Origin of the sequence: Sphingobium sp. OAS761 (assembly GCF_024168485.1) — a bacterium.
Lineage (GTDB): Bacteria > Pseudomonadota > Alphaproteobacteria > Sphingomonadales > Sphingomonadaceae > Sphingobium.
The window spans coordinates 321,428-337,598 of the sequence record NZ_JALJVY010000003.1 but is presented as its reverse complement, the minus strand read 5'-3'; the positions used below and the strand labels follow the sequence as shown (position 1 = coordinate 337,598).

The 16,171-nt window shown below is 63.9% G+C and carries 15 protein-coding genes; 7 read left to right on the top strand and 8 right to left on the bottom strand.

All coding sequences use genetic code 11. From position 1 onward, the window contains the following. The first annotated feature begins 19 nt into the window (after positions 1 to 19). Entirely contained in the window at positions 20 to 175 is a 156-nt protein-coding gene (locus J3E64_RS06100; protein ID WP_253340934.1) for a hypothetical protein, read from the top strand. Here J3E64_RS06100 and J3E64_RS06095 read toward each other — a convergent pair. Both J3E64_RS06095 and J3E64_RS06090 read right to left on the bottom strand, forming a co-directional pair. Continuing rightward, entirely contained in the window at positions 172 to 1,071 is a 900-nt protein-coding gene (locus tag J3E64_RS06095; RefSeq protein WP_253340932.1) for a DMT family transporter, read from the bottom strand. The genes J3E64_RS06100 and J3E64_RS06095 overlap by 4 nt on opposite strands. Then, positions 1,064 to 2,083: a low specificity L-threonine aldolase gene (locus J3E64_RS06090; protein ID WP_253340930.1), complete on the bottom strand. Its 1,020-nt coding sequence runs from the start codon at positions 2,081 to 2,083 to the stop codon at positions 1,064 to 1,066. Before J3E64_RS06090 ends, J3E64_RS06095 begins: the two co-directional genes overlap by 8 nt. Before the next feature lie 154 nt (positions 2,084 to 2,237). On the opposite strand from J3E64_RS06090, the gene J3E64_RS06085 reads away from it, so the two are divergent. Further along, positions 2,238 to 3,329 (top strand): branched-chain amino acid aminotransferase, encoded by a 1,092-nt coding sequence (locus tag J3E64_RS06085; RefSeq protein ID WP_253340928.1) that lies wholly within the window; start codon positions 2,238 to 2,240, stop codon positions 3,327 to 3,329. 62 nt (positions 3,330 to 3,391) lie between these two features. Further along, the gene (locus tag J3E64_RS06080; protein ID WP_253340926.1) at positions 3,392 to 4,600 is read left to right on the top strand and encodes an FAD-dependent monooxygenase; all 1,209 of its coding nucleotides are present in this window, start codon (positions 3,392 to 3,394) and stop codon (positions 4,598 to 4,600) included. Between the two features lie 12 nt (positions 4,601 to 4,612). Here the strand turns inward: J3E64_RS06080 and J3E64_RS06075 are convergent, their stop codons facing one another. Further along, complete coding sequence (locus J3E64_RS06075) at positions 4,613 to 5,125, bottom strand: cytochrome b (protein WP_253340924.1); 513 nt, start codon at positions 5,123 to 5,125, stop codon at positions 4,613 to 4,615. 32 nt (positions 5,126 to 5,157) lie between these two features. Beyond that, positions 5,158 to 7,101 (bottom strand): acetate--CoA ligase, encoded by a 1,944-nt coding sequence (gene acs / locus J3E64_RS06070; protein ID WP_253340922.1) that lies wholly within the window; start codon positions 7,099 to 7,101, stop codon positions 5,158 to 5,160. A 176-nt stretch (positions 7,102 to 7,277) separates the two neighbouring features. Between acs and J3E64_RS06065 the strand changes: the two genes are divergently transcribed. After that, positions 7,278 to 7,949, top strand: a complete 672-nt coding sequence (locus J3E64_RS06065; RefSeq protein WP_253340920.1) for a glutathione S-transferase family protein — start codon at positions 7,278 to 7,280, stop codon at positions 7,947 to 7,949. Between the two features lie 83 nt (positions 7,950 to 8,032). Here the strand turns inward: J3E64_RS06065 and J3E64_RS06060 are convergent, their stop codons facing one another. Both J3E64_RS06060 and J3E64_RS06055 read right to left on the bottom strand, forming a co-directional pair. Next, positions 8,033 to 9,187: a diguanylate cyclase gene (locus J3E64_RS06060; RefSeq protein ID WP_253340918.1), complete on the bottom strand. Its 1,155-nt coding sequence runs from the start codon at positions 9,185 to 9,187 to the stop codon at positions 8,033 to 8,035. 55 nt (positions 9,188 to 9,242) lie between these two features. Further along, positions 9,243 to 10,121 carry a LysR substrate-binding domain-containing protein gene (locus tag J3E64_RS06055; RefSeq protein WP_253340916.1) on the bottom strand — a complete coding sequence of 293 codons (879 nt, stop codon included), beginning with the start codon at positions 10,119 to 10,121 and terminating at the stop codon, positions 9,243 to 9,245. Between the two features lie 337 nt (positions 10,122 to 10,458). Between J3E64_RS06055 and J3E64_RS06050 the strand changes: the two genes are divergently transcribed. From J3E64_RS06050 to J3E64_RS06040, 3 genes are all read left to right on the top strand, one after another. Further along, positions 10,459 to 12,744 (top strand): CDC48 family AAA ATPase, encoded by a 2,286-nt coding sequence (locus J3E64_RS06050; protein ID WP_253340914.1) that lies wholly within the window; start codon positions 10,459 to 10,461, stop codon positions 12,742 to 12,744. Positions 12,745 to 12,877: 133 nt separating this feature from the next. Continuing rightward, on the top strand, positions 12,878 to 13,525 hold the full coding sequence (locus J3E64_RS06045) for a class I SAM-dependent methyltransferase (protein ID WP_253340912.1): 648 nt from the start codon (positions 12,878 to 12,880) through the stop codon (positions 13,523 to 13,525). A gap of 234 nt (positions 13,526 to 13,759) precedes the next feature. Then, a complete protein-coding gene (locus J3E64_RS06040) occupies positions 13,760 to 15,025 on the top strand; it encodes a glutamate-5-semialdehyde dehydrogenase (RefSeq protein ID WP_253340910.1) in 1,266 nt (421 codons plus the stop codon). A gap of 11 nt (positions 15,026 to 15,036) precedes the next feature. On the opposite strand, the gene kdsA is transcribed toward J3E64_RS06040, so the two are convergent. Together kdsA and J3E64_RS06030 are read right to left on the bottom strand one after the other, a co-directional pair. Next, positions 15,037 to 15,864 (bottom strand): 3-deoxy-8-phosphooctulonate synthase, encoded by an 828-nt coding sequence (kdsA, locus tag J3E64_RS06035; RefSeq protein WP_253340908.1) that lies wholly within the window; start codon positions 15,862 to 15,864, stop codon positions 15,037 to 15,039. A gap of 5 nt (positions 15,865 to 15,869) precedes the next feature. Further along, on the bottom strand, positions 15,870 to 16,163 hold the full coding sequence (locus tag J3E64_RS06030) for a hypothetical protein (protein ID WP_253340906.1): 294 nt from the start codon (positions 16,161 to 16,163) through the stop codon (positions 15,870 to 15,872). Between the last annotated feature and the right edge of the window lie 8 nt (positions 16,164 to 16,171).

Sequence of the window (16,171 nt, the reverse complement as noted above, 5' to 3'; positions counted from 1 at the left end):
CCACGAACAGGGAAGCGTCATGGACAGCATCGAAACCACCGTCATCGCGCTTGGCCACCGGATTAACAGCCTGTCCGTGCCCACGCCTGTCAGCTTCGCGCCGCCGCCGCTCGCCAGCCTCATCGACCGGGTCAATCTTGCCAAGCGCGCCTATGACCCTGCGGCGCGGCGCTAGGCCGATTTGGCGCGCAGGGCGATGATCATGCCCGCCACTGCGAGCAGCGCACCGGGCGCGGCGAAGCCGGTCCAGCGATAGCCCTCTACGACGGTCGAGATCAGCATCGCGACAATCGGGATCAGCACGCTGCTGTAGGCCGCACGACCCGGGCCAAGGCGCTGGATCAGGCGAAAATAGAGCGGGAAGGTGATGACCGATCCGGCAATGCCGAGCCAGCCGATGCCCATCAGATAACCCGGCCGCATGTCCACCACCGGCGGACCGACCGTGGCCCAGGCAAAGGCGGCGTCGATCGTCGCGCCGATCAGCATGGCCCAGGCCAGCACCGCCACCATCGGCAGCCGTCGCGCGATCTGCATTCCCTGCATGATGTTCGCGGACGACGCGCTCATCAATCCGGCAAGCGTCAGGCCCGCCCCAAGCAGGACCTGGTCTGGCGTGACCGGCGCGGCGCGATATTCGTGCACCAGCATCATGACGATGCCGCTGGTCGCGACCGCCGAACCGATGATGAAGGCGCGACCGACCGGCTGGCGAAAAAGAAGGAAGGCCAGCACCGAATTGGGAATCAGCAACATGGCGTAGATCACCGACACCACGCCGGATGTCAGATATTGTTCGGCTCGGTAGACGAAATTGAAATTCAGGACGAATTGCGCCGTCCCCAAAATGCCGGCGAACAGCAGGCCGGAACGGCCGATGTTCAACGGCACGCCGCGCAGCCGGGCAAAGGCCGCCATGACGATGCCGCCCAGCAGGAAGCGATAGCAGACCGACCAGCTGGGCGGCACGCTGCCGAGCTGGTCGCGGATGACGATCCAGGTCGAACTCCAGATCAGGGTGACGAGAAGAAAGGGCAGGATGACGCCGCCCCGCTCTTCGGCCTCAGCCATGGGCCAGCGCGTTCAGCGCGCGGGCCAGCGGCGCGACACATGCCGCGTCCTGGCTCCAGTTGGTAACGATCCGTGCCGCTCCCTCGCCCCAGTCGTAAAAGTCGAAGCCCTGCGCCCGCAGGCCGGCTGCTTCCTGCGGGCTCAGCCGGAGGAACACCTCATTGGCTTCGACCGGATGCAGCAGTCGCCCCGACGCGCCATCCGCCAGCGATCGGGCCGCGGCGTTCGCGGCGCGCGCATTGTCCAGCCACAGGCCGTCCTCGATCATCGCCAGTATCTGCGCGGCGAGAAAGCGCCCCTTCGACAGAAGGTGGCCCGACCGCTTGCGCCAGCGGGCCGCCTCGGCCGCGCGCGCGGCATGCCCGGGACCGAAAAAGAGCAAGGCCTCGCCTGCCATCCCGCCATTCTTGACGCAGCCGAATGTCAACGCATCGATGCCCGCCCGCCACGTCATGTCGGCTGGTGCGCATCCCAGATGGGCGATCGCATTGGCGAACCGTGCCCCGTCCATATGGAAGCCAAGGCCATGGTCGCGCGCGACTATCCCCAGCGCCGCGACCTCCGCCGGCGTATAGACCAGGCCATATTCCGTGGCGTTGGTGATGCTGATGGCCCGCGCAGGGCTTTGGTGTATGTCGGCCCGGATTGTCTTCAGCCGGGCGCTCACGACGTCGGGCGTCAGTTTCGCGCCCTCTCCCGGCAGCGTCATCAGGCCGGCGCCATGGGTGAAGAAGCCGGGCGCACCGCATTCGTCCACCGCGATATGCGCTTCCTCATGCGCGATGATGGCACCATAGGGCGGACAGAGGCAGGCCAGCGCGATGCTGTTCGCAGCCGTGCCCGTCGCCACCCACAATGCGCTGACCGGCGTTTCAAACAGGTCAGAAAAGGCGCTGTCCAGACGCGCGGTCCAAGCGTCGCCGTCATAGCCGTGATCCTCGCGGTCGGCAGCCTGCATCGCGGCGAAAACAGATGGGCTGACGGGAGTCGCATTGTCGGAGAAAAAATGCATGGGCATTGCGATAGCGGCACCGCGCGGACGCGGGAAGAGGCCAGCGCATCCCGGCTGGCCCTGTATCGGAAAAATGGGTCAGCATACATGACCCATTGTTTCGGCCGTCGCACTGTGACATAGGCGGCCGGTCCAAGCCACAAGGAGACTCATCATGGACGCCCAGCAGACGTCGCGTTTCACCGTCACCCGCAACAGCCAGGCTGTATCGGCGGACGAACGCGCCATCCTGCTGACCGACCCGGGGTTTGGCCGGCTGTTCACCGATCATATGGTGACGATCCGCTACACCGAAGGGCAGGGATGGCACAGCCACGCGGTCGGCCCGCGCGAACCGTTCCAGCTCGATCCGGCCTGCGCCGTGCTGCATTATGCCCAGGAAATTTTCGAAGGCATGAAGGCCTACCGGCTGGATGACGGCAGCATCGCCATGTTCAGGCCGGAAGAAAATGCGCGTCGCTTCGCGGCCTCGGCGGAACGGCTGGCGATGCCGGTCCTGCCGGAGGACATGTTTCTGGAAGCGTGCGCGGAAATGGTGAAGATCGACGCTGACTGGATTCCTTCGGGCGAAGGTAGCCTCTATCTGCGCCCCTTCATGTTCGCCAGCGAGGCGTTTCTGGGCGTGCGGCCGTCCAACGAATATATTTTCTGCGTCATTGCGTCGCCGGCCGGTGCCTATTTCAAGGGCGGCAAGAAGGCCGTGACCCTGTGGGTTTCGGAACATTATACCCGCGCGGCGCGCGGCGGCACCGGCGCGGCCAAATGCGGCGGCAATTATGCGGCCAGCCTTGTCGCGCAGAAGGAGGCGATCGGCCATGGCTGCGACCAGGTGGTGTTCCTCGACGCGGCGGAGAACAAGTGGGTCGAGGAACTGGGCGGCATGAACGTCTTTTTCGTGATGGACGACGGGTCGATCATCACTCCCCCGCTGTCGGGTACGATCCTGCCGGGTATCACCCGCAACAGTATCCTGAGCCTGGCTCGCGCGCAGGGGCATGAGGTGCGCGAGGAACTGTACAGTTTCGACCAGTGGCGCGCTGACTCCGCCAGCGGCCGGCTGCGCGAAGCTTTCGCATGCGGCACGGCCGCCGTGGTCACCGCCATCGGCACGGTCCGCAGCCGAGGCGGCGACTTCACCATCGGCAACGGCGATGGCGGTCTTGTCACGGAAACGATCCGCGCCGAACTGACCGGCATCCAGCGCGGGACCGTTGCCGATCCGGCGGGATGGGTGCGCAAGCTGTAAGTCGGCCGGAAGGGGCGCGGCATCGCTTCCCAAGCGGGGCGGGACGGCCTATCTAGGCGGACATGGAACGCTTCGACGTCATCATTCTGGGCGGTGGGCTGGTCGGCCTGACGCTCGGCATCGCCCTTGCCGACCACGGTGTGAAGACCGCCGTGATCGACCCCGCCGATCCGGTCGACACCACGGCCGCAGGCTTTGACGGGCGCGTGTCTGCCATTTCCTCAACCAGTTGCGCCATGCTCTCGGCGATCGGAGTCATGCCTTTTCTGGAAGGCAAGGGTTGCCCCATCGACCGCATTTGGGTCAGCGACGGGCTGGAACCCGGGGCGCTCGACTTCGTGCCGGACGAGGATGACGGCGTGATGGGGACCATGTTCCCCAATCGCGACCTGCGTGTTGCCCTGGAGCATGCGGCACGCGGCACGGCCGGCCTTACGCGGTTCCAGCCGGATCGGACGACGAGGGTCGCGCGCACCGCCGATGGCGTCGAAGCGACGTTGGCGAGCGGGGCCACTGTCCGGGGTGCGCTGCTTGTCGCGGCGGAGGGGCGCAACAGCCCGACGCGGGAGGCAGCGGGCATCCGCACGACCCGCTGGACATACAAGCATATGGCGATGGTCAGCGCGATCGACCATGAACGGCCACATGCCAATACCGCCTACGAGATATTCTATGTCGGCGGCCCCTTCGCGCTGCTGCCGATGCTGCCCGGCACGCGATCGGCCGTGGTCTGGACCGTGCCGACTGATCAGGCGCCAGCGATGCTGAAACTGTCGGAACGCGCCTGGCTGGCCGAGGCGCAGAAGCGGATCGGCGGTTTCCTGGGCGAAATCAGCCTTGCAGGACCGCGATCCGCCTATCCGCTGGGTTTTCATCATGCCGCCCATATCACTGACCTGCGGCTGGCGCTGGTAGGCGACAGCGCGCACGGAATTCACCCGATTGCCGGACAGGGGCTCAATCTGGGGTTGCGGGACGTCGCCGCGCTGGTCGAGGTGCTGGTCGATGGCATGCGGCTGGGCCTGGACCCGGGCGACGCGCAGTTGCTGGCCCGTTACCAGCGATGGCGCGGGCTGGATGCGATGATGACCAGCATCGCGATGGACGGCCTGGTCCGCCTGTTCGACATACCCGGCCGTCTGCCCAGGCTCGCGCGCCGTGCGGGGCTGGCGGCCGTCCAGCGCACGTCGCTGCTGAAAGGCCGTTTCATGGCCGAGGCGCGTGGGCAGTCCGGCGCGCTACCGCGCCTTCTGACGGGCGAAATGGTGTGACGGCGCGGCGGATCAGAGCATCCGCCGCAGCACATCGTCCTTCAGCATGACATGATGGCGCAGCGCCGCGCCGATATGGACCAGGATCAGGACCGCCCAGATCCATGGTAATATCTCATGCGCCTCGTGCGAGATTCCGACGATGGCATCGTCCTTGGCAACGGCAAATTTCGGCACGTCGAAGAGGAAGAACCAGGTGAGCGGTCGTGCGCCCGGCGAGGTCATGATCCAGCCCGACAATGGCAGGATCAGCATGAAGGCGTAGAACAGGAAATGGGTGGCATGGGCCACGCCTTTCTCCCAGCCCGGCATGGCCCCAGGCAGGGCCGGCGCGCGATGCGTCGCGCGCCAGCCCAGGCGCACGAGCGTCAGCGCCAGCACGGTCAGTCCGATGGATTTGTGCACGGGCATCACCGCCCAGTCGCGGGGCAGGGCTTCATGGGCGAAACCGAACACCAGATTGACGATGATCAGCAGGGCGATCAGCCAGTGCAGGAAGCGGGCAACCGCGTTATAGCGCTCCATCGGATATTCCTCATGCTTGTGCGGCCATGTCGTCAAACCTGACGATTGGCGACCAGATTTTCCACCACCGAGGGATCGGCGAGGGTGCTGGTATCGCCCAGCGCCTGCGCCGACACTTCGCCTTCAGCGATCTTGCGGAGGATGCGGCGCATGATCTTGCCGGATCGCGTCTTGGGCAGGGCGGGCGCGAACTGGATGACATCGGGTGTCGCGATCGGGCCGATTTCGGTCCGGACCCATTTTACCAGCGTCGACCGCAGCGCATCGCTCGGCTCGTCTCCGCTATTGAGCGTCACATAGGCGTAGATGCCCTGACCCTTGATGTCGTGGGGAAAGCCGACCACGGCCGCTTCCGCGACGCTTTCGTGCAGCACCAGCGCGCTTTCGACTTCGGCGGTGCCCATGCGGTGTCCCGACACGTTGATGACGTCATCGACCCGGCCGGTGATCCAGTAATAGCCATCGGCGTCGCGGCGCGCGCCGTCGCCGGTGGTGTATTTGCCGGGGAAGGTAGTGAAATAGGTCTGGAAGAAACGGTCATGGTCGCCCCAGACCGTACGCATCTGGCCGGGCCAGCTCTGTACAACGACCAGATTTCCTTCGGCCGCGCCATCCTGCACCTGACCTTCGCCATCGACGATCTGCGCCACCACGCCGGGCATCGGCAAGGTGGCGGACCCGGGCTTCAGGTCCGTGGCGCCCGGCATCGGCGCGATCATGGCCGCACCCGTTTCGGTCTGCCACCATGTGTCGATGATCGGGCAGCGGTCCTCGCCGACCACATGGTGATACCAGCGCCATGCTTCAGGATTGATCGGCTCACCTACCGTGCCGAGCAGGCGCAGCGAGGCGCGGCTGGTCGCAGTGACGAAAGCGTCGCCTTCCTTCATCAGGGCGCGCAGCACCGTCGGCGCGGTGAAGAGGGTGTGCACCTGATGCCTGTCGACCACTTCCCAGATACGCGACGGGGTCGGCCAGTTGGGCACGCCCTCATACATCAGCGTGGTCGCACCGTTCGCCAGCGGGCCGTAGACGATATAGCTGTGCCCGGTAACCCAGCCGATGTCGGCGGCGCACCACCAGACGTTGCCGGGCCGATAATCGAAGCAGAGTTCATGGGTCAGGCTGGCCCACAGCAGATATCCGCCGGTCGTGTGGAGCACGCCCTTTGGCTTGCCGGTCGACCCGGAGGTGTAGAGGATGAAAAGCGGGTCCTCCGCATTCATGGGTTCGGGAGGGCAGTCGGCATCGACTTTCGCGGCCGCCTCGTGCAGCCACACATCGCGTCCTTCGGCCATGTCGACGGCACCGCCGGTCGCCTGGACGACCACCACTTTCTTGACGCAGGGACAATCCCCGAGCGCTGCGTCGACATTCGCCTTGAGCGGCACCGTCTTCCCGCCGCGACGTCCTTCGTCGGCGGTGATGACCAGCGTCGAATCACAGTCGGTGATGCGTCCTGCCAGTGCTTCGGGCGAAAAGCCGCCGAACACCACCGAATGGATCGCGCCGATCCGTGCACAGGCGAGCAGCGCGAAGGCTGCTTCGGGAATCATCGGCAGGTAGACGGTGACGCGGTCCCCCTTCCTGGCGCCGGCAGCCTTCAGCACATTGGCAAGGCGGCAAACCTCTTCATGCACCTGGCGATAGGTGTAGCGGCGCGGCTCGGCGTCGGGCGAATCGGGTTCCCAGATGATCGCCACGTCCTCGCCACGCGTCGCAAGATGCCGGTCGATGCAGTTGACACTGACGTTCAGCACGCCGTCGGCGAACCATCGGATGCCGAAATCCGCCTCGTTGAAACTGCTTTCGTTCGTCAGGGTCGGTGCCGTCATCCAGTCCAGACGCCCCGCCCGTTCCAGCCAGTAGCGATGGGCGTCATCAATCGACCGGCCATAGTCAGCCGCGCGGGCCGCCTTGTCCATCAGCGCTTCGCTGGCCCAATTGTCCGGTACGGGGAAGAAATCATCAGACATGTCGGGCATCCTTTCCGCTGCGAAATCTTTGGTCGCCGCGCCTTCTAACGGGGCCTCGGCCGGATCGGAAGAGCCGAACGCGTCATTCTTTCGGTCGAAAATGCAGGTCATGCCATGATATTTCCGTGCATTTGGCGCTTCCCCGGAACCGCGGCGACGCCTAACAGCGAATGTCTATGTGGCTGCTCTATCAATTTCCGCTATGTCCCTTTTCCCGCAAGGTCCGGCTGCTGCTGGGCGAAAAAGGGATCGGTTACGATCTGGAACGCGAATCGCCCTGGGCGATGCGCGACGAGTTTCTGGACCTGAACCCGGCCGGCCTGACTCCGGTGATGGAGGATCCGGAAAAAGGCATCGTCCTGATCGACAGCCAGGCGATTTGCGAATATTTCGAGGAAACCGTCGAGAAGTTTCCGCTGATTTCCGGCACCGCCGCCGGACGCGCGGAGGTGCGGCGCCTGACGGCTTTCTTCGACCAGAATTTTTACGGCGACGTGGTCGGTCCACTGCTCCACGAGCGGATGAAGAAACGTCTGATTGAGCGCGCCCCGCCCGATGCGCGAGTTTTGCGGGAAGCCATGAAAAGGGCGAACGTCCATATGGATTATATGGATTATCTGCTGGACCATCGCAGCTGGATGGCCGGTGCGACCCTGAGCCTGGCCGACATCGCGGCCGCCGCGCATTTGTCGGTCGCCGATTATCTGGGCGGCATCGACTGGACCGGTCACGAACCCGTCAAGCGCTGGTATGCGGGGTTCAAGTCCCGCCCGTCCTTTCGCCCGCTGCTTTCGGAACGGATGGAAGTAATCACCCCGCCGCCCCATTATGAAAAGCCCGACTTTTAAGGGCGTCCGCCGTCGCTAATGGTTCGATTCCGACATTCGATACCGTTCGAGGCCAAGTCTCCTCGAATGCCAAAATCAATCCTCTAGTCGGTTTCGGCGGCCAGATAGACGCGATTGCGGCCATGTTCCTTGGCCAGGTACAGGGCCCGGTCGGCGGCCTTAAGCGCGGCACGAGGGTCCTCATAGGCCAGCACGTTGGAAACGCCGGCGGAGAAGGAGACGCGGCTCATCCGTTCGCCATTGGTACGGTTGACCAGGCTCCGCCCCGCAAGGTCGGCTCGTACATGGTCGACCGCCTCACATGTTTCCGCAGCGGTCTTTCCGCGGAACAGCATGACGAACTCCTCGCCGCCGTGGCGTGCGACGTGGCAACGGTCGTTCGAGGCCTTGGCAAGCAGCCCGGCGACGAATTTGAGCACACGGTCACCCGTGTCATGACCGTGCGTGTCGTTGATCGCCTTGAAATGATCGATGTCGCAGAAGGCAACGGACAGCGCCTCGCTCTTTTCCTGTGCCAGCACCAGCTCTTCGCGCAACACGCCCTCAAAGGCTCTGCGGTTGGGCAGGCCGGTCAGGTGATCGTGCTCGGCCGCTCGCCGGGCGGTTTCGAGGCTGGATTTCAGCGCTTGGGTCTGCTTCTGGTTCTCGCGGAGCTGGCTTTCGACCTGACGCGTCTTTTCGACCATTGACCGGGTCAGGCCGACCAGCTTGGCCAGTACGGGTTCGCTGTCCTGGCCAGCGGCCAGATCCTTCGCTTGTTCCTGAAGGGCGGCGCCATAGTCCTTGGCGGAATTGCGGGATTCGTGCATCAGGCCGGTGAACTGGGAAAGATTTTCCTCCACCTTGTCGAGCATCGCCGCCAGCGATTCAGGCGTGACCTCGTCCGCGCGCTGTTCGGCCGCGACCGTTTCCACCCAGCTGTTGGTGATCTTGCCGCGCTCCATGAGGACCGCCCGGATGGCCTTTTCCACGCCGACATTGGCCCCGGTCAGATAATCCAGGGCGATGCTGAAATTGATCGGTGTCAGGTCCAGATCATGGGCGAACAGGAAATCGCCGATATCCTCGTATAGCTGTCGGCGGCGGTCGACCTCGCGGTTTGCCGCCGTCCCACGGCGCGGTCGTTCTGCAGCGACGGGCTCATCTTCCGCCTTACCCGAAAGATTTCTTGCCCAACGCGTCAATCGGTTGGTCAGCCCATGCTGCGGGCTTGCGGAAGAAGGATTTGCCCCGGTCATGCCCCCTATAACGGCGTCGGCGCAACGGGGTTAAGTATGTTCCCGAAGAATCCGCTCAAACGTCCGCGGTCACCAGCCAGTCGCGGAAGATACGGACCGCGCGCGTCTGAAGGGCACGGGGACGGCACACGAAGAAATAGCGATAGGGGCTCTTGGCGGGAATCGGGAACAGGCGCACCAGCCGTGGATCGGCAGCCTGCTTGAAATGGCTGGCATGCATCACCGCCACACCCAGCCCCTGGGCCGCGGCTTCCAGCATGAGCTGGCCCGAGTCATAATTGTCGATGGCGAGCGGCTGCAGGTCCGGCACGGCGGCTGCCTCTTTCCATGAATCGAATGCCATGGCCATGTCACGGTGAAGCAGCACGGTATGCTGCGACAAATCTTCCGGCGAGGCCAGGCCATGCGGCGGTTCCAGCAGCGCGCGCCGCCCGATCAGATAGACCTCGTCGTTGTCCAGTTCGTGGGCATATAGCGCCGGATCGATATCCTTCGCCAGGACGATCGCGGCATCAAGCCCCTCACCCAGCCGCGCCACGGCATGCGGTGTCGTTTCGATGTCGATATGCAATTGCGGATGCTGGCTCCGCAAGGCGCCGAGATGGGGAAAGAGTCGCTGCGTCGCGAACAACGGCATTACCGCGAGCCGCAGGCGCAGTTGATTGCCGCCGCTCTGTATATTTTCAAGCGCCTGGCTCAGCGAATCGAGCGCCGGAGCGATGTCGTCCAGCAGGCGCTGACCGTCGGCGTTGATCTCCAGCGCCTGATGCTTGCGATCAAACAGGGGGCGACCGATGAACCGTTCAAGGGCCTGGACACGGCGGCTTAGCGCCGGAGTTGACAGGGCGAGTTCCTCGGCGGCCGCCTTGACGGACCCCAGGCGCGCGACCTGAACAAAGGCCTCCAGGGCCGTAAGGGGCGGCAATCTGCGCATAATCTGTCACAATTCCGAAGCCGATCCGCTGCGCCGCGTCAATTCTCTTTATCAAACGGCGCATGATCCGTTTCCAAGCATCCTCTGCACAGTGAGCAGGAAAACGCCCGAAATGGCAAGATGCAAAAAATGCAACCGAGTTAGATTTTTTGCACTTGCGAGAAACGATGCTGCACTGCATATATATTAGGCCTTTCAGGCATCCTCTCCTATAAACTTTTCAGGCTGGCCTTCGGGCCGGCCTTTTTTTTATCCCGACTGATCGTGGTCGCAGGGGCTTTCCGGCGCGCTTTGCGTTTCCTATCTCGTTACGGAACGACAAAGACGGGGATGGCTTGTGGCCGATCAGGAACGAACCGGACGTAGGATTCAGGTTGCCAACGCGCGGCCGGAGGATGCAGGGCGCGGCTTGGCGCGATTACCAGTAGCTGTGATGGCGGAATTGCAGCTTGTTGAAGGCGATGTCATCGAAATCGCGGGCAAGCGATCCACACCGGCGCGGGTCGTCCGACCCTATAAGGAAGATGAGGGGCTGGATGTGCTTCGTCTTGACGGGCTCCAGCGCGCCAACGCCGGAGTCGGGTCGGGCGACTTCGTCCAGATCGCGAAGATCGAGTCCCGTCCGGCGCAGCGCGTTGTTTTCGCACCCGCACAAAATAATCTCCGGTTACAGGGCAATCCGGACGCATTGAAGCGCGTTTTTTACCAGCGACCATTGGCTGCGGGGGATGTGATCGCAACCGCAGGTCAGCAGCAGGTGGCGCCAGGCGACATGCCGCCCCAGCTGCGCCAGATGCTGGCGGCGCCAGCCTATGCGCTGCAGGAGATAAGATTGGTGGTCGTGTCGACCATGCCCAAGGGCGTGGTCCATATCGACACGGATACCGAGGTCGAATTGCGCGCCGAATATGAGGAACCGCGCGAATCACGACGCGCGGACGTGACCTACGACGATGTAGGCGGCATGGCCGAAACCATCGACCAGTTGCGCGAGATGGTGGAGCTGCCCTTGCGCTATCCCGAACTGTTCGAACGGCTGGGGGTCGATCCGCCCAAGGGCGTTTTGCTGCACGGCCCGCCGGGAACGGGGAAAACACGGCTCGCCCGGGCGGTTGCCAACGAATCGCAAGCAGAGTTTTTCCTGATCAACGGGCCGGAGATCATGGGGTCGGCCTACGGCGAATCGGAGAAAAAGCTGCGCGAGATATTCGAGGAAGCGGCCAAGGCAGCGCCCTCGATCCTGTTCATCGACGAAATCGATTCGATCGCACCCAAGCGGGGCAATGTCACCGGTGAGACGGAAAAGCGTCTCGTCGCGCAGTTGCTGACGCTGATGGACGGCCTGGAGCCGCGTACCAATCTGGTGGTCATCGCCGCGACGAACCGGCCCGAAGCCATTGATGAGGCGCTTCGACGGCCAGGCCGCTTCGACCGGGAAATCGTTGTCGGCGTCCCCGACGAGCGAGGCCGGCGCGAGATATTGGGCATCCACACGCGCGGAATGCCTCTGGCAGAAGGCGTGGAACTGAACGAACTGGCGCGCATGACCTACGGTTTTGTCGGCGCCGACCTGGCAGCGTTGACGCGGGAGGCGGCGATCGAGGCGGTACGGCGTTTCATGCCGCGCCTCAATCTCGAGGATGGCACGATCCCTCCGGACGTTTTGGAGGAGTTGTCCGTCACGCGGGATGATTTCATGTCCGCTATCAAGCGGGTCCAGCCTTCGGCGATGCGCGAAGTCATGGTGCAGGCACCCAATATCGGCTGGTCCGACATCGGTGGCTTGGACGAAGCGCAGATGCGCCTCAAGGAAGGGGTGGAACTGCCCCTCAAGGACCCGGACGCCTTCCGCCGCATCGGCATTCGCCCGGCAAAGGGCTTCCTGCTCTACGGGCCGCCGGGCACGGGCAAGACCTTGTTGGCGAAGGCGGTCGCGCGCGAAGCACAGGCCAATTTCATCGCTACCAAGTCGAGTGATCTGCTGAGCAAATGGTATGGGGAAAGCGAGCAGCAGATCGCCCGCCTGTTCGCGCGGGCGCGGCAGGTCGCGCCGACGGTCATCTTCATCGACGAACTGGACAGTCTCGTGCCAGCGCGCGGCGGTGGCCTTGGGGAACCCGCGGTCACGGAACGTGTCGTCAACACCATATTGGCGGAAATGGACGGCCTTGAGGAACTGCAATCCGTGGTCGTGATCGGCGCGACCAATCGTCCCACTCTGGTCGACCCGGCGCTGCTGCGGCCGGGCCGGTTCGACGAACTTGTCTATGTGCCTGTGCCGGACGAAGCGGGACGGCGGCGTATTCTGGCGATCCATACGGGACGGATGCCCTTGGCGAACGACGTCGACCTTGACCTGCTCGCGCGTCGGACCGAGCGTTTCACCGGCGCGGATCTGGAAGATCTCTCCCGGCGCGCGGGCCTTGTCGCGTTGCGCCAGTCGCTCAGCGTGAAAGCGGTCACCATGGCGCATTTCGAAGCGGCGCTGGAGGATACCCGGGCGTCCGTCACGCCGGAAATGGAGCGTGAATATGAACAGATCCAGGCGACGCTGAAGCAGAACGCGTTGCAGATCGATCCGATCGGCTTCGTGTCGCCCGGCATGTTGCGAAAGCGCGACTAAATGAAGCGGGGCGGCGGCACGGGATGAACCCATCCGCCGCCCGCGAGTTGTTTCCTCTCAATTGCAGGATGTCGCTTGCCAGAGGCGATTGATTTTGCGACGCCGGACCAACCAGCTAGACGGACGGATTTTGATGACTTCCATTCCCTTGAAAAAGAAAGAGAATATGGGATCTAAGCGCGCCATGGGCGCCGGCTTCATGAGCCAGTGGAGTATCTTTTTCCGGCAATTCCTCAAACACCCCGGCATGATCGGTTCCGTCATCCCGTCGTCTCAGGCGCTGGTGGATGCAATGCTGGACATGGTCGACTGGCGGGAAACGCGTCTTTTCGTCGAATATGGACCGGGAGTCGGCACATTTACGCGCCCGATCTTGGAACGCATGCATCCCGACGCGACATTGCTGGCGATCGATCTCAATCTTGATTTCGTCGCCTGGCTGGACGCTCGGATCGCCGATCCGCGATTGCGCGTGGTTCACGGGTCAGCCGCGGACGTCGGGCGCTTCATACGCGAGGCAGGTCACCGACAGGCCGATTATGTCCTGTCAGGACTACCTTTTTCGACTCTGCCGGCCGGAGTCGGAGAGGCGATTTGCGCGGAAACTTATGAAGCGCTGCGGCCAGGCGGCGAGTTTCTGATCTATCAATATTCGCGTCGCGTCCGTCGTCTGATCGATCCGTTGTTTCCGACCATCATCGATTCGCTGGAATGGCGGAACCTGCCGCCCTGCCGAACCTTCCGAGCTGTCCGTGAAGAAGCCCTCGCCCAGGCAGCCTGACGGACGCGATCCTGCCGGCCCCCGATCAAATCCGCGGATAACACCGTTTTTACCCTGCCTTGGGTATGTGCACTCGATGCCAATATCCTAGCGCAGGGCATGGCGACATTGATTGCCTGCCGGTGACCGGATCATTCAGCGACCCATGGTTCGGTCGCCGGTAAACATGCCAAGAGCGCTATGGCGCGAAGGTCTTTCATGCTAAGCGGTCGCCGACCGTATGGCGAGGCCCCGATGAACGACCTGACCCAAACCCCGGAAATGCTGATTGCCACCATGGGCGCGCGGGGGCGTCGTGCCGCCACGATCATCGCGGGCGCCAGCGACGCGCAAAAGGCCGACGCGCTGCGCCGTGCCGCGCAGGCTCTGCGGGACCAGGCGCCAGCGATCATCGCGGCGAACGCGCGTGACATGGACAATGCCGCCGCCGCCGGACTGTCGCCGGCAATGCTCGACCGGCTGCGACTGGACGAGGACCGCGTTGCCGCGACTGCTGCGGGCGTGGAACAGGTTGCGGCATTGGCCAATCCGCTGGGCAGCGTGATCGACCGACAGGAGCGGCCCAACGGGCTGGAACTGACCCGTGTGCGCGTGCCGCTGGGCGTCATCGGCATTATCTACGAAAGCCGGCCCAATGTTACGGCGGACGCCGCGGCGCTGTGCCTGCGCGCGGGCAATGCCGTCATACTGCGCGGCGGCAGCGAGGCCCGGGAAAGCAACCGTGCGATCCACGCCGCCCTTGTCGAAGGGATCGTAGCGGCGGGACTGCCCGCCGACGTGGTGCAACTTGTTCCCACGACCGATCGCGCGGCGGTCGGCGCGCTGCTCAAGGCCGCAGAGTTTGTCGACCTGATCGTGCCGCGCGGCGGCAAGAGCCTGGTGGCGCGTGTGCAGGAGGAAGCGCGGGTGCCCGTGCTTGCCCATCTGGACGGGATCAACCACAGCTATGTCGACGGCGCGGCCGACCCCGCGATGGCGGAAAAGATGGTGGTCAATGCCAAGATGCGGCGGACCGGCATCTGCGGCGCGACCGAGACGGTCCTGATCGACCGGGACTATCCCGCCGCGTCCGCGCTGGTGCGGGCGTTGCTCGACGCGCGGTGCGAGGTGCGGGGCGACGATGGCGTGCAGGCGATGGACGCCCGCGTAAAGCCCGCTTCGGAGGAGGATTGGGATACGGAATATCTGGACGCAATCGTGTCGGTCCGGCTGGTCGACGGTGTGGATGGCGCGATCGACCATATCGCCGTCCATGCCAGCCATCATACCGACGCGATCATCACCGACGATGCGGCCAGGGCGGAACGGTTTCTCAACGCAGTCGACAGCGCAATCGTGATGTGGAACGCATCGACCCAGTTCGCCGACGGCGGCGAATTCGGCCTGGGTGCCGAAATCGGCATCTCCACCGGTCGGCTGCATGCGCGCGGACCGGTCGCGTTGGAAGGGCTGACAACCTATAAGTGGATCGTGCGTGGCACCGGGCAAATTCGGCCCTAAGGGGCTGGGACCTATCCCTTAACCACCGCGTCGATCGCCTTCAGCCGCGCCAGCATCGGGTCGATCCAGTCCAGCGGCAGCATGACGGGACCATCGGAGGGGGCGTTGTCCGGATCCTCATGGGCTTCGGCGAAGATGGCTGCGACACCGGCCGCCACCGCGCTCCGGGCGAGCAGTGGAGCGAATTCGCGTTGTCCGCCGGAGGCTGAGCCCAGCCCCCCCGGCTGCTGCACCGAATGCGTCGCATCGAACACCACGGGGTAGCCTGCCTGTGCCATCACCGGCAGCGCGCGCATGTCGCTGACCAGAGTGTTGTAGCCGAAGCTCGCCCCCCGTTCGGTCAGGAGGATGCGCTCATTGCCCGTCGAGGCGACCTTCTGCGCGACGGCCGCCATGTCCCAAGGCGCTAGAAATTGCCCTTTCTTGACGTTCACGACCGCTCCGGTCCGCCCGGCGGCCAGCAGCAGGTCGGTCTGGCGACAGAGAAAAGCCGGTATCTGGAGAATATCGACTGCCTGCGCGGCAGCCTCCACCTGCCCCGCTTCATGTACGTCCGTCAGGACCGGACATCCCAGCGCAGTCCTGACTTCTGCCAAGATCGCAAGGCCCGCGTCGATACCGACACCGCGCCGGCCCGATACCGACGTCCTGTTCGCCTTGTCGAAGCTGCTCTTGAAGATGAAGGGCACGCCCGCCGCCGCCGCGCTCGTCACCAGCCTGTCGGCGACGAACAGCGCATGGTCGCGGCTTTCGATCTGGCAGGGGCCGGAAATCAGGACGAAGGGCAAGTCGTTGCCGATCGTGACCGGCCCGACGGTTACATGGCGCATGTGTGTCATCGCGCTCACTTGGGCGCTTTGATGAAGCGGCGCAACAATTGCCCGTGCCAGGGACCCTTGCCGGGATGATAATTCCAGCAGAACCAGCCAAATGTGAGGCAGGCAATCAGGGACGGCAGCGCCATCGGGTCGCCATTGCCTTTCATGTGGCGATAAAATTCCATATCGGCCCGCCAGCGATCGCGCTCGCTACCGCCGCCATTTATGCCGTAAAGATTGTCATGCCGCCGGCAACCTACATTGCGGTTGTATTTGCGGTGGTCGATGAAATAGCAATAGTCGCGTTCGGGCGTGCTCATGCGCCAAT